At 61.3% G+C, this 17,633-nt stretch carries 13 protein-coding genes; 4 read left to right on the top strand and 9 right to left on the bottom strand.

The genetic code is table 11. The features are described 5' to 3' along the window. Positions 1–2 precede the first annotated feature (2 nt). From frr to rpsB, 4 genes are all read right to left on the bottom strand, one after another. Positions 3–563, bottom strand: coding sequence for a ribosome recycling factor (gene frr, locus CBW66_RS13715; RefSeq protein WP_086137736.1), 561 nt, complete (start codon positions 561–563; stop codon positions 3–5). 168 nt (positions 564–731) lie between these two features. Continuing rightward, positions 732–1,448: a UMP kinase gene (gene pyrH, locus CBW66_RS13720; RefSeq protein ID WP_086137735.1), complete on the bottom strand. Its 717-nt coding sequence runs from the start codon at positions 1,446–1,448 to the stop codon at positions 732–734. Positions 1,449–1,594: 146 nt separating this feature from the next. Beyond that, on the bottom strand, positions 1,595–2,506 hold the full coding sequence (gene tsf, locus CBW66_RS13725; protein ID WP_086137734.1) for a translation elongation factor Ts: 912 nt from the start codon (positions 2,504–2,506) through the stop codon (positions 1,595–1,597). A gap of 158 nt (positions 2,507–2,664) precedes the next feature. Continuing rightward, the gene (gene rpsB / locus CBW66_RS13730) at positions 2,665–3,417 is read right to left on the bottom strand and encodes a 30S ribosomal protein S2 (RefSeq protein ID WP_086137733.1); all 753 of its coding nucleotides are present in this window, start codon (positions 3,415–3,417) and stop codon (positions 2,665–2,667) included. 400 nt (positions 3,418–3,817) lie between these two features. Here rpsB and map point away from each other — a divergent pair, with 400 nt between their 5' ends. From map to CBW66_RS13750, 4 genes are all read left to right on the top strand, one after another. Next, positions 3,818–4,630, top strand: a complete 813-nt coding sequence (map, locus tag CBW66_RS13735) for a type I methionyl aminopeptidase (protein ID WP_086137732.1) — start codon at positions 3,818–3,820, stop codon at positions 4,628–4,630. 69 nt (positions 4,631–4,699) lie between these two features. Continuing rightward, positions 4,700–7,267: a [protein-PII] uridylyltransferase gene (locus tag CBW66_RS13740; protein ID WP_086137731.1), complete on the top strand. Its 2,568-nt coding sequence runs from the start codon at positions 4,700–4,702 to the stop codon at positions 7,265–7,267. Positions 7,268–7,308: 41 nt separating this feature from the next. Further along, a complete protein-coding gene (locus tag CBW66_RS13745; RefSeq protein WP_034752263.1) occupies positions 7,309–8,058 on the top strand; it encodes a pseudouridine synthase in 750 nt (249 codons plus the stop codon). Between the two features lie 145 nt (positions 8,059–8,203). Next, positions 8,204–8,968 carry a flagellar brake protein gene (locus CBW66_RS13750; protein WP_083287073.1) on the top strand — a complete coding sequence of 255 codons (765 nt, stop codon included), beginning with the start codon at positions 8,204–8,206 and terminating at the stop codon, positions 8,966–8,968. A 127-nt stretch (positions 8,969–9,095) separates the two neighbouring features. Here the strand turns inward: CBW66_RS13750 and def are convergent, their stop codons facing one another. The 5 genes from def to smc are packed head-to-tail and all read right to left on the bottom strand — an operon-like array spanning position 9,096 to position 17,599. After that, positions 9,096–9,632 (bottom strand): peptide deformylase, encoded by a 537-nt coding sequence (def, locus tag CBW66_RS13755; RefSeq protein WP_070221525.1) that lies wholly within the window; start codon positions 9,630–9,632, stop codon positions 9,096–9,098. Then, positions 9,629–10,522 carry a UTP--glucose-1-phosphate uridylyltransferase GalU gene (galU, locus tag CBW66_RS13760; RefSeq protein WP_086137730.1) on the bottom strand — a complete coding sequence of 298 codons (894 nt, stop codon included), beginning with the start codon at positions 10,520–10,522 and terminating at the stop codon, positions 9,629–9,631. The genes def and galU overlap by 4 nt, the downstream gene beginning before the upstream one ends. Before the next feature lie 20 nt (positions 10,523–10,542). Continuing rightward, positions 10,543–12,894: an NAD-dependent DNA ligase LigA gene (ligA, locus tag CBW66_RS13765; RefSeq protein WP_086137729.1), complete on the bottom strand. Its 2,352-nt coding sequence runs from the start codon at positions 12,892–12,894 to the stop codon at positions 10,543–10,545. A gap of 14 nt (positions 12,895–12,908) precedes the next feature. Next, positions 12,909–14,075: a cell division protein ZipA C-terminal FtsZ-binding domain-containing protein gene (locus CBW66_RS13770; protein ID WP_086137728.1), complete on the bottom strand. Its 1,167-nt coding sequence runs from the start codon at positions 14,073–14,075 to the stop codon at positions 12,909–12,911. After that, positions 14,072–17,599, bottom strand: a complete 3,528-nt coding sequence (smc, locus tag CBW66_RS13775) for a chromosome segregation protein SMC (RefSeq protein ID WP_086137727.1) — start codon at positions 17,597–17,599, stop codon at positions 14,072–14,074. The genes CBW66_RS13770 and smc overlap by 4 nt, the downstream gene beginning before the upstream one ends. Positions 17,600–17,633 lie beyond the last annotated feature (34 nt).

The raw sequence follows: 17,633 nt of genomic DNA on the forward strand, positions 1-17,633 counted from the left end.
AACTAGACGGTCAGCACTTCTTTTTCTTTGTCGACAACCATCTTGTCGATGTCGGCAATAAACTTGTCCGTCAGCTTCTGCACTTCTTCCGACGAGCGGCGCTCATCGTCCTCGGAGCAGGCTTTTTCCTTGACCAGTTTTTTCAGTGACTCGTTCGCATCGCGGCGAATATTACGCACGGCGATCTTCGCGTCTTCGGCTTCGCTCTTGACCAGCTTGACCATTTCCTTGCGGCGCTCTTCCGTCAGCGGCGGCGTCGGAACGCGGATCAGGTCGCCCTGTGCCGATGGGTTCAGACCCAGGTCGGCGTCGCGGATGGCTTTTTCGATGGTGTTGGCCATCTTCTTCTCGTACGGCTGCACGCCGATGGTGCGCGCGTCGATCAGGGTCACGTTGGCGACCTGGGTCAGTGCCGTCGGCGAACCGTAGTACTCGACCATCACGTGGTCCAGGATACCCGTATGGGCGCGGCCGGTACGCACTTTGGCCAGATCGGCCCGCAGTGTTTCCAGCGATTTCGTCATGCGTTCCTGGGCATTCTTTTTAACGTCAGCTAAGGACATGCTGCTCTCCTGTGGTGACGCCTGTTAAAACCTGCTGCGCATCGGCATTTGCGGCCTGCGATGCTCACCGTACCTTCGTACGGTTGCGCTTCTCGGCCACAACTTCCTTCCGCTCGCCACGGTTTTATCAGGCGTTATTAATGATAACTACTATTAAAATTGTGTCTGTTACACGTGAACCAACGTACCTTCGTCTTCACCGAGAATCACGCGCATCAGTGCGCCCGGCTTGGTGATCGAAAACACCTTGATCGGCAGTTTCTGGTCGCGGCACAGGGCGAATGCGGTGGCATCCATCACTTGCAGGTGCTTGGCGATGGCGTCGTCGAACGTGATCGTGTTAAACAGGGTCGCGTTCGGATCCTTCTTCGGATCGGCCGTGTAGACGCCGTCGACCTTGGTGGCCTTCAGGACGATCTCGGCGCTGATCTCGGAACCGCGCAGGGCCGCTGCCGTGTCGGTGGTGAAGAAGGGATTGCCGGTACCGGCGGCGAAGACGACCACTTTGCCTTCTTCCAGGTATTGCAGGGCTTTCGGGCGGACATACGGCTCGACCACTTGTTCGATGCCGATGGCCGACATGACGCGCGCGGTGATGCCGACATGGCGCATGGCATCGGCCAGGGCCAGGGCGTTCATCACGGTGGCGAGCATGCCCATGTAATCGGCGGTGGCACGGTCCATGCCTTGCGCGCCAGGCGCGACGCCGCGGAAGATATTGCCGCCGCCAATCACGATTGCCAGTTCCACACCCAACTTCGCCACCTCGGCCACATCGGCCACCATGCGCTCGATCGTGGCGCGGTTGATGCCGTAGGGATCATCGCCCATCAGGGCTTCGCCGGACAACTTGAGGAGGACGCGCTTGTAGGCTGGTTTTGACATGAGCTGGGGCTCCATAAATGAGGTTATTCGAGTATGACATGGCGCAGCGCCTTGCAGCGCCGGATAGGCGCGCGGGCTGCCCATGCCGCCGCCCGGCACGACAAGTGCGGGCGGGCCAAAAAAACGGGCCTCTCGGCCCGCTTTACTTACGCTCCCTGGGAGGCAGCCATCTGTGCTGCGACTTCTGCTGCGAAGTCGTCTTGCTTCTTCTCGATGCCCTCGCCCACTACATACATGGCGAAACCTTTGACGCTGGTGTTAGCCGCCTTCAGCATTTGCTCAACCGACAGCTTGTCGTTTTTCACGAAAGCTTGGTTCAGCAGGGAAACTTCTTTCAGGAACTTCTGTACGGAACCTTCCAGGCGCTTGGCCAGGATTTCCGGCGATTGCGCTGGCTTGCCTTCGGCGGCCGCTTTGGCTGCGTCTTCTTCGGCTTTCAGTTGTGCAACCGAACGCTCTTTTTCGATCAGTTCCGCTGGCACTTCGTTCGACGACAGCGACACTGGCTTCATGGCGGCGATGTGCATGGCCACGTCCTTGCCGACTTGCTCATCGGCGCCGTCGAATTCGACGATCACGCCAATGCGCGAACCGTGCAGGTAGGAAGCCAGCTTGGCGCTGGTTTCGAAACGCTGGAAGCGGCGGATGGTCATGTTTTCGCCGATTTTGCCGATCAGGGCAGCGCGCACTTCGTCCAGGGTCTTGCCGTCGAGCGGCAGGGCCAGCAGGGCAGCTACGTCAGCCGGGTTGTGTTCCGCTACCAGACGGGCAGCGTTGTTGGCCAGTGCCAGGAAATCGTCGTTTTTCGCAACGAAGTCGGTTTCCGAGTTCACTTCGACCAGGGCGCCTACGCCATTGGCGATGTAGGTTGCCACGACGCCTTCAGCGGTGATGCGCGCCGATGCTTTCGATGCCTTGCCGCCCAGTTTGACGCGCAGGATCTCTTCCGCACGCGCCATGTCGCCTTCGGCTTCGGTCAGTGCTTTTTTGCATTCCATCATTGGTGCGTCGGTTTTGCCGCGCAATTCGCCTACCATCGCTGCTGTAATCGCTGCCATGTGTTTCTCCTGATTCGGTGAGTCGATAGTCGCGGCCGGGCATGCATGCCTCGCCAGCGGTCACTATCGTTTTTTTGTTAAAAAAAAGGGGGAGCTGCTGCCACCCCTTTTCCCTTACTGCTGTGCATACAAACGGCTATCTTGCGACAGCCTGGCCATTAAGCCTGTTCGTTTACTTCGACGAATTCGTCGCCAGCGGCTGCTTTAACCATTTCAACAACTTCGTTACCGGCAGCTGCACGGCCTTCGATGATTGCGTCAGCAACACCGCGAGCGTACAACATGATGGCTTTCGAGGAGTCATCGTTACCTGGGATCACGAAGTTCACGCCTTCTGGGGAGTGGTTGGTATCGACAACGCCGATGACCGGGATACCCAGTTTAGCTGCTTCGGTGATCGCACCTTTGTGGTAGCCGACGTCGACGACGAAGATTGCGTCAGGAACGCCGCCCATGTCCTTGATGCCGCCGATCGATTTTTGCAGCTTGATCATTTCGCGGGAGAACATCAGCGCTTCTTTTTTCGACAGCTTCTCGATCGAACCGTCTTCGATCATCACTTCCATGTCCTTCAGACGCTTGATCGAGGTTTTGATCGTTTTGAAGTTGGTCAGCATGCCGCCCAACCAACGTTGATCAACGAAAGGCACGCCAGCGCGTTGTGCTTCAGCAGCGATGATTTCGCGAGCTTGACGCTTGGTGCCAACCATCAGGATGGTGCCACGGTTTGCAGCCAGTTGACGCACGTGCTTCATTGCGTCCTGGTACATCGCCATGGTTTTTTCCAGGTTGATGATGTGGATCTTGTTGCGATGGCCGAAGATGAACGGTGCCATTTTTGGGTTCCAAAAACGGGTTTGGTGACCAAAGTGGACACCGGCTTCCAGCATTTCGCGCATTGTTACGGACATTATTAACTCCAGGGTTGGGTCTGGAATCCGATCAGTCACCATACAGGCACCCTTGTCGACCGGATTCGCGTGTTTATATAAATTAAAGACACTGTTTTACTGCATTGCTTAAAAGAGAATTCAAGCAACCCGGGATTCTACACTGAAATGCCTGCCGCATCAAGTCCGCACCGCAAATCGCGCGCCCTGCGGAAACAGCCGGCGCACCACGATGGTGCAAGGCGTGGCCGCCCCGCCTTTTCATCCGCTGCCTCCCCACAAATCCCCTCCCGGCCATAGGAAGGAGGCGGCGGATTCAGGGCGCCTCGTTTATAATTTCGGCATATTTGCAGACTTTTCCCCATACAGCAGGAATCGTCTGTGCTTTTCACCTGAATTCTTGCAGATTGCGAATCACACCATGTCCACCATCCGTATCAATACCGCCGCCGACATCGAAGGCATGCGCATCGCCGGCAAGCTCGGCGCCGAAGTACTCGACTACATCACCCCCTTCGTCAAGGTCGGCGTCACGACGGGCGAACTCGATCGCCTGTGCCACGAATACATGGTCAACGTGCAAGGCACCATCCCTGCCCCGCTGAACTACTGCCCGCCCGGCTACACGCCCTATCCGAAAGCCATCTGCACCTCCGTCAACGACGTCATCTGCCACGGCATTCCCGGCGACAAGGTGCTGAAAAGCGGCGACTCCGTCAACCTCGACATCACCGTCATCAAGGATGGCTACCACGGCGACAACAGCCGCATGTTCCTCGTCGGCACGCCGACCATCCTGGCCAAGCGCCTGTCGGAAATCACCTATGAGTGCATGTGGCTGGGCATCGATCAGATCAAGCCGGGCGCCCACCTGGGCGATATCGGCCACGCCATCCAGCAGCACGCGGAAAAGGCCGGCTACAGCGTGGTGCGCGAATTCTGCGGCCACGGCATCGGCAAGGTCTTCCATGAAGAGCCGCAAGTCTTGCACTACGGCAAGCCAGGCACCCTCGAGCGCCTGGAAGCGGGCATGATTTTCACGGTGGAGCCGATGATCAACTCGGGCCGCCGCGAAATCCGCGAAATGAACGATGGCTGGACCATCAAAACCAAGGACCGCAGCCTGTCGGCGCAATGGGAGCACACGGTGCTGGTGACGGAAACGGGCTATGAAGTGCTGACCGTCTCGCCGGGCATGCCGCCGCCGCCCGCCTTTATCGGCAAGAAAGCCTGATAAGCGCCATTATAAAAGCGCCATTAATCAAGCCTGCCCCCACCCGACCCACCGCCACCCAGGGCCCAGATGAAAAAGCAAGTTCGGGAACAGCTGAAACAGCAACTGAAAGCCGACCGCCAGGTCGTCATTGCCGCCTTCCAGGCCGACGGCAAGCCTGAAAAATTGCTGCGCAGCCTGCGCCACAGCGTCGATGGCGTGCTGGCGCGGGCCTGGCAGGAGGCAGGTTTGCCGCCAGGCACGGCCCTGGTGGGCGTGGGCGGCTATGGCCGGGGCGAGCTATTTCCGTATTCCGACGTCGACCTGCTGATCCTGCTGCAACAATCGCCGGACGCCGCCACGCAGGAAAAGCTCGAGGAACTGGTGCAACTGCTGTGGGACCTGGGCCTGGAAATCGGCCACAGCATCCGCACCGTCGATGAATGCATGGTCGAATCGAAGGCCGACATTACCGTGCAAACGAGCTTGCTCGAAGCGCGCCTCGTGTGCGGCAACGCGGACCTGTTCGCGCAATTGCAGCAGCGCTATGACGCGGCCATGGACCCGCAGGCCTTCTTCCAGGCAAAAACGGCGGAAATGCGACAGCGCCATGCCAAGTACGAAGACACGGCCTTCAGCCTGGAACCGAATTGCAAGGAAAGCCCGGGCGGCCTGCGCGACCTGCAGGTGATCCTGTGGGTCGCCAAGGCGGCCGGACTGGCGAACTCGTGGCGCACGCTGGCGACCGGCGGCCTGATCACCTTGACGGAAGCGCGCCAGCTGATGGAAAAGGAACGCGCCTTCAAGGATATCCGCGTGCGCCTGCACCTGCACGCGGGACGGCGCGAGGACCGCCTGGTGTTCGACGTGCAGACGGCGATCGCCGAATCGCTGGGCCTGCAAGCGACGGGCAGCGGGCCGCACATGCGCCGCGCCAGCGAATTCCTCATGCAACGCTATTACTGGGCCGCCAAGACGGTGACCCAGCTCAACACGATTTTGCTGCAAAACATCGAGGCGCGGCTGTTCCCGCAAGACGACGTGGCCGTGCCCATCAACGAGCGCTTCAATGAAGTCAACAGCCTGATCGACATCAGCGCCGACGACACGTTCGAGCAATATCCTTCGGCCATGCTGGAAATCTTCGTCCTGATGACGGAGCGCCCGGCCCTGAAGGGCATGACCTCGCGCGCCACGCGGGCCCTGTGGCACGCGCGCTTCAAGATCGACGCCGCCTTCCGCCAGGATCCCGTCAACCGCGCCCTCTTCCTGCGCATCATGCAGGCGCCCGTCGGCATCATCCACGCGCTGCGGCGCATGAACGAGATGAGCATCCTGGGGCGCTACCTGCCGAATTTCCGCCGTATCGTGGGCCAGATGCAGCACGATCTGTTCCACGTGTACACGGTCGACCAGCACATTTTGATGGTGGTGCGCAACATGCGCCGCTTCACGATGAGCGAACACGCGCACGAATATCCGTTCTGCAGCCAGCTGATGGCCGATTTCTCGCAATCGTGGCTGCTGTACGTGGCGGCCCTGTTCCACGACATCGCCAAGGGCCGCGGCGGCGACCACTCGAAACTCGGCGTGGCCGACGCCACCCAGTTCTGCCAGGACCACGGCCTGTCGTTTGATGACACGGAACTGGTGGCTTTCTTGGTGGAAAATCACCTGACCATGTCGCAAGTGGCGCAAAAGCAGGACTTGTCCGATCCCGACGTCATCGCCGCCTTTGCGAAAGTGGTCAAGGACGAACGCCACCTGACGGGCCTGTATCTGCTGACGGTGGCCGACATCCGCGGCACCAGCCCGAAAGTATGGAATGCCTGGAAGGGCAAGCTGCTGGAAGACCTGTACAAGATCACCCTGCGCGTGCTGGGTGGCGAGCCGCACACGGCCGACCGCGAGCTCAAGAACCGCCAGCAGGAAGCGCTGGCCACCCTGCGCCTGTACGGCTTGCCGCCGGATGCGCATTTAAAACTGTGGCAACAGCTGGACGTGGCGTATTTCCTGCGCCACGACGCGTCCGACATCGCCTGGCAGACGCGCTCGCTGTATGACAAGCTCGACAGCAAGTTGCCGGTGGTAAAATGCCGGCTGGCGCCCATCGGCGAAGGCTTGCAGGTGGCCGTGTACATTCCCGACCAGCCCGACCTGTTCGCGCGCATCTGCAGCTATTTCGACCGCAAGAATTTCAGCATCCTCGACGCGAAGATCCACACGACGAAAAATGGCTATGCGCTCGACACCTTCCTCGTCACCGAGCAAAACTTCGCCAAGAGCTACCGCGACATCATCAGCCTGATCGAGCATGAGCTGGGCGAATTGCTGCAGTCGCAAACGCCGCTGCCGCCGCCGGGCAAGGGACGGCTGTCGCGCCTGTCGCGCACCTTCCCCTTCCAGCCGACGGTAGACTTGCGGCCCGATGAAAAGGGCCAGTACTACCTGCTGTCGGTGGCGGCCAACGACCGCACGGGCCTGCTGTATGCGATCGCCAACGTGCTGACCAAGTACCGCATCAACTTGCACACGGCCAAGATCATGACCCTGGGCGAGCGGGTCGAAGACGTCTTCCTCGTCGACGGCCCCGCGCTCAACAATGCCCGCAACCAGATATTGCTGGAAACCGATTTACTCGATGCGCTGAAAGTGTAAGCTTTCCGCGCAGCGCCTACCCTTACTGAAACTGAAACAACATGACCGAAGAATTATTACGCTTGTCCAAACGCATGTCCGAACTGGGCCTGTGCTCGCGCCGCGAAGCCGATGAATGGATCGCCCGCGGCTGGGTCCGCGTAGATGGCAAGGTGGTGTCCGAGCTGGGCAGCAAGGTCTACCCGAGCCAGCGCGTCACCGTGGAACGCCAGGCGGCGGCCGAGCAATCGAAGCGCGTTACCGTGCTGATCAACAAACCGGTCGGCTACGTCAGCGGCCAGGCCGAAGACGGCTACACGCCGGCCGTGGCCCTGATCAAGGCGGAAAACCGCTGGGCGGAAGACCGCAGCCCGGAACAGTTCCATCCAACCCAGCTGCGCAGCCTGGTGGCAGCCGGCCGCCTCGACATCGATTCCGTCGGCTTGCTGGTCCTGACGCAGGACGGCCGCGTGGCCAAGCAGCTGATCGGCCACGATACCGACATCGACAAGGAATACCTGGTGCGCGTGAGCTACACCAAGGGCGGCACCCTGCCCGACAGCGAGCTGAAAAAGCTCAACCACGGCCTGTGGCTCGACGGCAAGCCGCTGTTGCCGGCCAAGGTGCGCTGGCAGAACGAGGACCAGCTGAGCTTTACCTTGCGCGAAGGCAAGAAACGCCAGATCCGCCGCATGTGCGAAGCCGTGGGCCTGAAGGTGCTGGGTTTGAAACGTGTGCGCATCGGCAAGGTCAAACTGGGCGACTTGCCGACCGGCCAATGGCGTTATTTGAGCGCAGACGAACAGTTTTAAGCGGCGACGTCAAGGCGGCATGCCAAGCCAGCATGCATAAGCAACAGGAATATAGTGATATAAAATCAATTATTGTGATTTACTTAGTAAATATTGCCTTAAACCTATACACTATTCCCCATTAGAACAAAAGAGATACGCTGTCGTGAACGATCCCATCCCCAATCCCCTGCGCAAGGGCGCGCCCAGTCTGGCTGACGTGGCCGAGCCGATGGCCCCCGGCACCAAGCCGCATCATATGAGCGATCCGTGGGATATCGGCGAAACCTTGTGCAGCCTGGCTGACAACGGCGACGCCATCTCCATCTACCCGGCTGGCGGCGAAGACCTCATCCTGGGGCGCGTCCTGTCCGTCGACGATGACTTGCCGCAATTCGTGCTGGAACTGAATGAAGGTGCGACCCTGCCGCCTGGCGGCGCCACGTTTGTGTCGTGGGTACAAAACGCCAAACTGCAGTTCACCATCAATGGCGAATGGCAAGCGTATCCCGAGCGGCCGAACGTCTACCTGACGAACTTCCCCAGCCATTGCCTGGTCCTGGAACGGCGCGAATCGGCGCGCCTGGAAACACCGTTGGGCGTGTACTACCTGGCCGCCTTCGTGCTCGAGGGCCGTCCGTATGAATTGCAGCTGTATGATTTCTCGGCCGGCGGCATCGGCATGCGCGCCCATCCGCGCGACACGGTAGGCCTGTACGTGGGCCGCAAGCTGTCGCGCGTGCGCCTGGAACTGGGGCCGGACAAGGTCATGATCGCCGACCTGGAAATCCGCCTGTCGCGCACCTTCCGCTCCTTCCTGCTGGGTGAGCAGGTGCAGATCGGCTGCCGCTTCCTGAACCTGACGGATGCCATGCAGGATGAATTGAAAGCCTTGCTCGACAACCTGGGCAGCAGCCGCAAGGTGCGCTAGCGTCGCTTGCCGCATAAAAAATGGCCGCCCAGCTGATGCTCGCGGCCATTTTTTGTACTCATTCACTGCTACTGCCAGCAACATTTGGGGTCTGACCCGCCGGGCCTGACCCCAGGTTAAACGGCAATTAATCGTCGTCGTTTGGATCCAAATCAGGGAACATCACTTCCGTATAGCCGAACTGCGTGAAGTCGACGATACGCATCGGATACAGGATGCCGTGCAGGTGGTCCACTTCATGCTGCACCACGCGGGCATGAAAGCCGTCGCAGTCGCGGCTGATGGGCTGGCCGAACTGGTCCACGCCTTCGTAGTGCAGCTCGCTCCAACGCGGCACGCTGCCGCGCAGGCCGGGCACGGACAGGCAGCCTTCAAAACCCTCTTCCTTGCGTTCCGACAAAGGCGTCAGCACCGGGTTGATCAGCACGGTTTCCGGCACTTGCGGCGCGTCCGGATAACGCAGGTTCTGCTTGAAACCGTAGATCACCACCTGCAGGTTGACGCCGATCTGCGGCGCCGCCAGGCCCGCGCCATTGGCCGCGTGCATGGTGTCGAACATGTCGGCGATCAAGGCATGCAGTTCGGGCGTATCGAATTCACGCACGGGCTCGGCCATCCGCAGCAGGCGCGGATCGCCCATCTTCAGGATTTCACGTACCGTCATTTTGCGTCCAGTGTCGATTGCAGTTGTTGCAGGTAAGTGCGGAAGGCCGCGCCCGTTTCCGGGTGTTTCATGCCCATCGCCGTCGTTGCCTTCAGATAGCCAAGCTTGGAGCCGCAGTCATAACGCTGCCCCTTATAACGGTAAGCCAGCACGCGCTCTTCACGCATCAGGGCTGCGATGCCGTCCGTCAACTGGATTTCACCGCCGGCGCCTGCACCGATTTTTTCCAGGTGCTCGAAGATGCGGCTGGTCAGCACATAACGGCCGACCACGGCGAGGGTCGACGGTGCCTCTTCCGGCAAGGGTTTTTCCACGATTCCCGACACCAGCTCCAGGTCAGGCTGATAATGCTGGGCGCTGACGATACCGTACTGCCTGGTTTCCGCGCGCGGCACGTCCTGCACCGCCAGCAAGGAACAGTTTTCATACTGGAACACATCGGCCATCTGCGCCAGCACGGGGCGCACGCCCTCTTCCACATCCATGAAATCGTCGGCCAGCAAGACGGCAAACGGCTCGTCGCCGATCACGGGACGCGCGCACAGCACGGCATGCCCGAGGCCCAGCGGCGCCGACTGGCGTATGTAAATGCAATTGATGTGCTTGGGAATGACGTTTTGCACCATTTCCAGCAACTGGCGCTTGCCGGCCGCTTCCAATTCCGACTCGAGCTCATAGGCCTTATCGAAATGGTCTTCGATGGCGCGCTTGTTGCGGCCCGTGATAAAGATCATTTCCGTGATACCCGCGGCCACGGCTTCCTCGACCGCATACTGTATCAATGGCTTGTCAACGATGGGCAACATTTCCTTCGGTTGCGCCTTGGTCGCAGGCAAGAAACGGCTGCCCAGGCCGGCGACGGGAAAGACTGCTTTTCTGATTTTTTTCATGGGTCTTCTGTAATGAATGATTAGTCTTGCGCCAACAGGGTCAGCAAACCAGCCTCGTCGAGTATGGCCACGCCCAGCTCCTGCGCCTTGACCAGCTTGCTGCCGGCGTCCGAGCCGGCAACGACGTAACCGGTTTTCTTCGACACGGAACCGCTGACCTTGCCACCGGCCGCCTCGATCAACTCCGCAGCCTCGTCGCGGCTCATGTTGGGCAAAGTGCCAGTCAACACAAAGGTCTTGCCGTCCAGTTTGCCGCCAGCGGCTGGCATTTCAGGCAATTGTGACAGTAATTCATTTCGCAGGGCGTCCAATTGACCTAGCAGCTTGACATTGCCTTCATCGGCCAGCCATTGCGCCAGCGCTTCGGCCACGGCGGCGGGCAAGCCCGCGTGGAAGCTGGCGCCCTGCGCCGCCAGGCTGGCCAGGGTCGCGCCCCGCTCCACCAGCTGCCTGCTGCGCGGCTCCGTCAGCTTAGGGATGCCGATGGCGGCCAGCAAAGTGGTTTCCTCGAGCTGCGTGCGCAGCTTGGCGCTGGGCGCGTGTTCGCCCTGCGGCGTGATGCCCGCGTCCAGCAAGGCCTGCAGCGCCTGCTGGTTCTTTTCTTCGGCAAAGAAATCGGCAATCGACTCGGCCACGGTGCCGCCGATGTCGGGCAGCACGCGCAGCAAGGCCGCTGGCGCGCGACGCACATAATCCAGGCTGCCCAGCCACTCGGCCAGGGTCTTCGCCGTCGATTCGCCCACGTGGCGGATGCCCAGCGCAAACAGGAAACGCTCAAGCGGCGGGCGCTTGCTGGCCTCGATGCCTGCCAGCAGATTTTCCGCCCACTTGGTGGGAATCTTGCCTTGTTGCACTGTTTCCGGCGTAGAACCATCGCGCTCGTCGGCGCGCAACTTCATTTCCAGCAATTTATCCAGGGTCAGGCTGTACAGGTCAGCCAGGCCATGCACATACTCGAGTTCGACCAGGGTATCGATATAACGTTCCCCCAGGCCTTCGATATCCATCATGCGGCGGCCCGCGAAATGGCGGAACGCTTCCTTGCGCTGCGCCGAGCAGAACAGGCCGCCCGAGCAGCGGGCGATGGCTTCGCCGTCTTCGCGCACCACGTGGGAGCCGCACACGGGGCACGCTTCGAGCATCTTGAACGGCGACGGCGCAGGTTCCGGGCGTTTTTCCAACACCACGGACAGCACTTCCGGGATCACGTCGCCGGCGCGGCGCACGATGACGGTATCGCCCACGCGCACATCCTTGCGCAGCACCTCGTCTTCATTGTGCAAGGTGGCGTTGGTCACCGTCACGCCGCCCACGGACACGGGCGCCAGGCGCGCCACGGGCGTCATCGCGCCCGTGCGGCCCACCTGGATATCGATGCCCAGCACCACGGTCAGCGCTTCCTCGGCGGGAAACTTGTGCGCCAGCGCAAAACGCGGCGCGCGCGACACAAAGCCCAGCTCCTGCTGGTCTTCCGTGGCGTTCACCTTGTAGACGACGCCGTCGATTTCATACGGCAAGGCTGGGCGGCGCGTGCCGATATCGGCGTAGTAGGCAAGCAAGCCCTGCGCGCCCTGCACCACCTTGCGCTCTTTGGACACGGGGATGCCCAGGGTTTCATACCAGTCCAGCAAGGCCGAATGCGACACCGGCATGGCGGCGCCTTCCAGCGCACCGATGCCGTAGGCATAGAAACGCAGCTTGCGCTGCGCCGTGATGCGCGAATCGAGCTGGCGCAAGCTGCCGGCCGCCGCATTGCGGGGGTTGGCGAATTCCTTCTGTCCCGCTTCGCGCTGGCGTTCGTTCAGACGGGCAAAATCGCCCTTGAACATCATCACTTCGCCGCGCACGTCGAGCACGGCTGGAATCTTGTCGCCATGCAAGCGCAAAGGGATGCCGGAAATGGTGCGGATATTCGCCGTCACGTCCTCGCCCGTAGCGCCATCGCCGCGCGTGGCCGCCTGCACGAACAAGCCGTGCTCGTAGCGCAGATTGATGGCCAGGCCGTCGAATTTCACTTCAGCAGCATAGTCGACGTCCCTACCATCTAGGTCCAGGCCTTCGCGCACGCGGCGGTCGAAATTGACGATATCGTCATCAGTGAAACCATTATTCAACGACAACATCGGCACCGTGTGCGTGACTTGCTCGAATTGCGGCAAGGGCGCCGCGCCCACGCGCAAGGTGGGCGAATCGGGCATACGCAAGTCGGGATGCGCCGTTTCCAGCGTTTGCAGTTCGACAAACAGCTTGTCGTACTCGGCGTCAGGGATGGTGGGATTGTCAAGCACGTGGTAGGCGTGCAGATGCCGATTGAGTTCGGCCGTGAGTGCCAGGACGCGAGCGGCGGCGTCCTGGTTGATCGGATCAGTCATTGTTGCGGGATTCTTCAGCTAAATAAACGCAGGGCGCGGGTGGAACCGGCCGGAATGTCGGCCGCGTCCATTTCCTGGTAAAACTCTTGTACCTGGCCGGCGATCTCGGCCAGCGCCGCATCGGACAAGGCCTGGTTGTAATCGTCGACGATGGTGGCGTCGAGGCGGCCCACCAGCGCCTTGGCGCAGGCGACCATGGCGCCGAAGCCGTCGCGCGCGGGCGCCACGCATGGCACGTCGAGCAGCAGTGTCAAACGGGGCGTCGTTTCCTCGGCCAGGGTGACATTCGTCGACAGCGAGAACAGATGGCTGCCTTCGCCGTCGGGCATGACGAAACGACCGTCCGGACGCACGTCAAAGCCCTGTTTTTCCAGCGCGAACAGCAAGGTGGAAATGGCCCAAGGCGCGCCATTCGTGTGCAAGTTCACGCCCAGCTGGGCGTCGTGTCCGGCGACGAAGCGGTGCAGATTGCGCGCTTCGGCCATCACTTCCATCATGTCGGGCACTTCCGGCTCGGCGCCGATTTCGTCGGCAACGCCGCGCAGGCGCGTGACCAGTTCCGAGTATTCGAGCTCATTCAGGGCCGTGCTGCGGCTGGCCAGCTGCACGCCGCCCTGCATCTTGGTATAGACACCGCCATGGGTGATCGGTTCCCAGTCGCCATTCACGTGCAGGCCGATGAAGTGGACGGGCTTGTTGCCCACCAGGCGCAGGGTTTGCAGCACGGGCAGGATCTTGTCGCCACGCACGGGCGCTTCCAGCGACAAAGGCAGCAGACAATCGATGAGCGGGTCGACCAGGCTGGTCGCCTGTTCGCTGGCGGCGCTGACTTCCTGCTGCGGCGGCGCGGCCACGGCAGCAGGCGCTTCCGGAGCGGCATCGCCGAGCGACGGTTCCGCATGCACGGGCGCGTCGGGCACGGGGGCCGGCGGCGGCGCGCCGAACGACGGTTCGGCCTTGGCGGCGGGCGCGGCCTCAAAGCGCGGCTCCTGGCGCAAGACGGGTTCCTGGGCCTCCACTGCGGGGACGTCGCCGTCGCGCATCAGCACATCGTCGTGGTCGGTGGAAAAGGCCCGTTCCACGCTTTTCTTGGCTTTGTATTCCTGCCATTTGTTGTACGAGAAAACACCGACGATAAAGACGCCGCCGGCGCCGAACAAGGTAATTTGAAGGTCTGTCATGCTGCTTGTGCCTCGGTTGCAAAATTTGCGGCGGACTCCATGTCCACCGCCACGATGCGCGATACGCCCTGCTCCTGCATCGTCACACCGATCAATTGATGGGCCATTTCCATCGCAATCTTGTTATGCGAAATGAAAAGGAATTGGGTCTGGTCGGACATGCGCTTGACCATGCGGCAGAAGCGTTCCGTGTTCGAATCGTCCAGCGGCGCATCGACTTCGTCGAGCAGGCAGAACGGCGCCGGGTTCAGGCGGAACATGGAAAACACCAATGCGGTCGCGGTCAGCGCCTTCTCTCCACCGGACAACAGGTGGATGGTGGCATTTTTCTTGCCGGGAGGCTGCGCCATGACTTGTACACCGGAATCGAGAATCTCGTCGCCCGTCATGGTCAGCCTGGCCTGGCCGCCGCCAAACAGGATGGGGAACAGCTCGGAAAAGTGGTGGTTGACCTTGTCGAACGTGTCTTGCAGCAAGTCGCGCGTTTCCTTGTCGATCTTGTGGATCGCGTCTTCCAGCGTATTGATCGCCTCCGTCAGGTCGGCATTCTGGGCGTCGAGGAAATTCTTGCGCTCCGACGCCTGCGCCAGTTCGTCCAGCGCGGCCAGGTTGACGGCGCCCAGTGCCGTGATGGCGTTGGTCAGGCGCGTGACTTCGCCCTGCAGATACGATGGGCGCATGTCCGGATGCAGTTTTTCCGTCAAGGCCGCCTCGTCGGCGCCCGATTCCAGCAGTTGCTGAGCGAATTGCTCCTGGTTCAGGCGCGCGGCCTGTTCCTTGAGCTGCATTTCCATGATCTTGTCGCGCTGCGGCTGCAAGCTGCGTTCCGATTGCGTGCGCGCATCTTCGGACAGGCGCAGCTGCTGCGTAATTTGATCGAGTTCGTGACGCGCGTCGGCCAGCGCCTTCTCCTGCGTGGTGCGGCGCTCGAGCAAGTCCTGCAAGCCGTCGGCGGCCGCGCCGCTTTCCAGGTTGGCCAGCTCCAGTTCGCCCGCCTGCAGGCTGGCCGTCACTTGCTGGGCTTGCGTACTGGCCGTGGCGATATTGCGGCGCAATTCCTCGATCTTCGCGCGGTGGGCTTTTTCCGCGTATTCCGTATCCTTGGCGGCACGCTCCAGGTCGCGCAAGGCTTCGCGCGCTTCGGCCAGCCGCTGTTCCTTCTGCAAAAAGTCGGTATGGCCGTCTTCGTGCGCTTCCTGCAAATTGCCCAGCTCCATGTCCAGCTGTTCGAATTTCTCTTCCGATTCGGCCTTGATCTGCTGCTGCTCCGCTTCCTGCGCGGCGATTTCCGCCAGGTCGGCGCCGATCTGCGTGCTGCGCTGGTTGAAGCGCGCTTCCACTTCCGACAGTTTGACCACGTCCAGCTGCAAGGTATGCACGGAGGACGTGAGCTGCTGTATGCGCAGGCGCAAGTCGGACAGGTTGCGCGTCAGGGTGGCGACGGCCGCGTCGGCCCGCACGGAACGGGCGCGCGCCTCTTCGGCCAGCAATTGCTGGGCGCGCAACTGCTTGCCGATATTATCGATTTCCTGCTGGCGGCCCAGCATACCTTCCTGCTCCGAATCGGCCGCATAGAAGCGCACGCTGGTGGCCGTGACCACGTGGCCCGCGCGCGTGACGAAATAGCCGCCCGGCGGCAATTTGCCGCGCTCAGCCAGCGCCTCGGCCGCGTCTTCCACGGCGTAGGCGTTGTACAGCCAATCCTGCAGCAAGCCGCGCAAGCCGGGATCGTTGAGTTTCAACAAGTTCAAAAACGGCCTCAGGCCTGGCACGTCCGGCAGCGGCAGCGGCGCCACGGTGGATGGCGCAAACAGGGCCAGCTTGGCCGGCGGCGCGTCGGCAAAAAAGGCCTTGGCCCAGTCGATGTTCGACAGTTGCAGGGCCGACGTGCGCTCGCGCAGGATCGATTCCATGGCCGCTTCCCAGCCCGCCTCGATCTGCAGCTTTTGCCACAGGCGCGGCAAGGTGTCGAGTTCGTGCTTTTTCAGCCACGGCTGGACCTTGCCCTGCGTCTGCACCCGCTCCTGCAATTGTTTCAAGGCGGAAAGACGCGCTTCCAGCTGGGCGTTGGCGGCCGTTTCGGCATTGACCTGCGCCTGCGCCTCGGCACGCTCCTGCTCCAGCTTCGGCTGCTGCTCCAGCGCTTCTTCCAGGTAGAAGCCTTGTTCTTCCAAGGTTTGCTGCTTTTCTTCCAGCTGCAGCTTCAGGTTTTCCAGGTGGCTGCTGTCGGGCAAACTGAGGCTGTTCTTTTCCTGCTGCAGGCGCTCGCGGCGGCTCAACAGGCTGGCGAGGATGTTGGAAGCATTGCGCTGGTGCGCCGATTCCAGTTCCAGCTGCTGCTGGGCCTGCATAATCCGCGCGCGCGATTCCGTGCTCTTGTTTTGCGCGGCGCGCCAGGCCGCGTCCAGCTCGGGCAATTGCTCGCCCTTCTGCTCGGCCATCATTTGCGACTGTTCCACCTTGGCGGCCAGTTCCTCGAGATGGAATTCCGCCTCTTCGATCTGTTCCTGGTATTCGCCGCCCTGCTGCGTCCACTGGTCGCGCTGGGCCGTCAAGGTCGCCAGCTGGGCCTGCAGGCGGGCGCGCGATTCGATGACGAACTTGATCTGCGCTTCCAGGCTGCCGATTTCCGCATTCGTCTGGTACAGATGGCCTTGCGCCGTATGCAGCCGATCGCCCACGGCAAAGTGCGCCTGGCGCATCTGCTCAAGGGTCAGCTCGACATTGCGCAGCTTGGCCGTCTGCTCTTCCAGGTCCGTCTGCGCCTGTTCCACTTCGCGGAAATAGCGCGTCTGCTCGTTTTGCGCCTCGTTCTTGCGCAGCAGCCACAACAATTTCTGTTTTTCTTCCTGGTCCGCCTGCAAGGCGTGGAAGCGCGTGGCCACGGCCGCCTGCGCTTCCAGCTTTTCCAGGTTGGCATTGAGTTCGCGCAAGATGTCTTCCACGCGCAGCAGATTTTCGCGCGTGTCCTGCAAGCGGTTTTCCGTCTCGCGGCGGCGTTCCTTGTATTTGGAGACGCCTGCCGCCTCTTCGAGGAAGACGCGCAATTCTTCGGGGCGCGATTCGATGATGCGCGAAATCATGCCCTGGCCGATGATGGCGTAGGCGCGCGGCCCCAGGCCCGTGCCAAGGAAGATATCCTGGATGTCGCGCCGGCGCACGGGCTGGCCATTGATGTAATAGGTCGAGGTGCCGTCGCGCGTCAAGGTGCGCTTGACGGCGATCTCGGCGTACTGGCCCCACTGGCCGGACGCCTTGCCGTCGTTATTGTCGAACACCAGTTCCACGGAAGCGCGGCCGGCCGGCTTGCGGTGGGTGGAGCCATTGAAAATGACGTCCTGCATCGACTCGCCGCGCAGTTCCGACGCTTTCGATTCGCCCAGCACCCAGCGCACGGCGTCGATGATGTTCGACTTGCCGCAGCCATTCGGCCCGACCACGCCCACGAGCTGGCCTGGCACCTGAAAATTGGTGGGATCGACGAAAGACTTAAATCCCGACAACTTGATGGAAGAGAGACGCACGTGTTTTAGAGTTCCTGGCCTATACTGGCGTTTA

This window comes from Janthinobacterium sp. GW456P (assembly GCF_002127655.1).
Taxonomy (GTDB): Bacteria; Pseudomonadota; Gammaproteobacteria; order Burkholderiales; family Burkholderiaceae_D; genus Janthinobacterium.

What these genes read in the sequence shown, in the direction of transcription:
- frr (WP_086137736.1), bottom strand. Translation starts at nt 563, where the DNA reads ATGTCCTTAGCTGACGTTAAAAAGAATGCCCAGGAACGCATGACGAAA.
- pyrH (WP_086137735.1), bottom strand. Translation starts at nt 1,448, where the DNA reads ATGTCAAAACCAGCCTACAAGCGCGTCCTCCTCAAGTTGTCCGGCGAA.
- tsf (WP_086137734.1), bottom strand. Translation starts at nt 2,506, where the DNA reads ATGGCAGCGATTACAGCAGCGATGGTAGGCGAATTGCGCGGCAAAACC.
- rpsB (WP_086137733.1), bottom strand. Translation starts at nt 3,417, where the DNA reads ATGTCCGTAACAATGCGCGAAATGCTGGAAGCCGGTGTCCACTTTGGT.
- map (WP_086137732.1), top strand. Translation starts at nt 3,818, where the DNA reads ATGTCCACCATCCGTATCAATACCGCCGCCGACATCGAAGGCATGCGC.
- CBW66_RS13740 (WP_086137731.1), top strand. Translation starts at nt 4,700, where the DNA reads ATGAAAAAGCAAGTTCGGGAACAGCTGAAACAGCAACTGAAAGCCGAC.
- CBW66_RS13745 (WP_034752263.1), top strand. Translation starts at nt 7,309, where the DNA reads ATGACCGAAGAATTATTACGCTTGTCCAAACGCATGTCCGAACTGGGC.
- def (WP_070221525.1), bottom strand. Translation starts at nt 9,632, where the DNA reads ATGACGGTACGTGAAATCCTGAAGATGGGCGATCCGCGCCTGCTGCGG.
- galU (WP_086137730.1), bottom strand. Translation starts at nt 10,522, where the DNA reads ATGAAAAAAATCAGAAAAGCAGTCTTTCCCGTCGCCGGCCTGGGCAGC.
- ligA (WP_086137729.1), bottom strand. Translation starts at nt 12,894, where the DNA reads ATGACTGATCCGATCAACCAGGACGCCGCCGCTCGCGTCCTGGCACTC.
- CBW66_RS13770 (WP_086137728.1), bottom strand. Translation starts at nt 14,075, where the DNA reads ATGACAGACCTTCAAATTACCTTGTTCGGCGCCGGCGGCGTCTTTATC.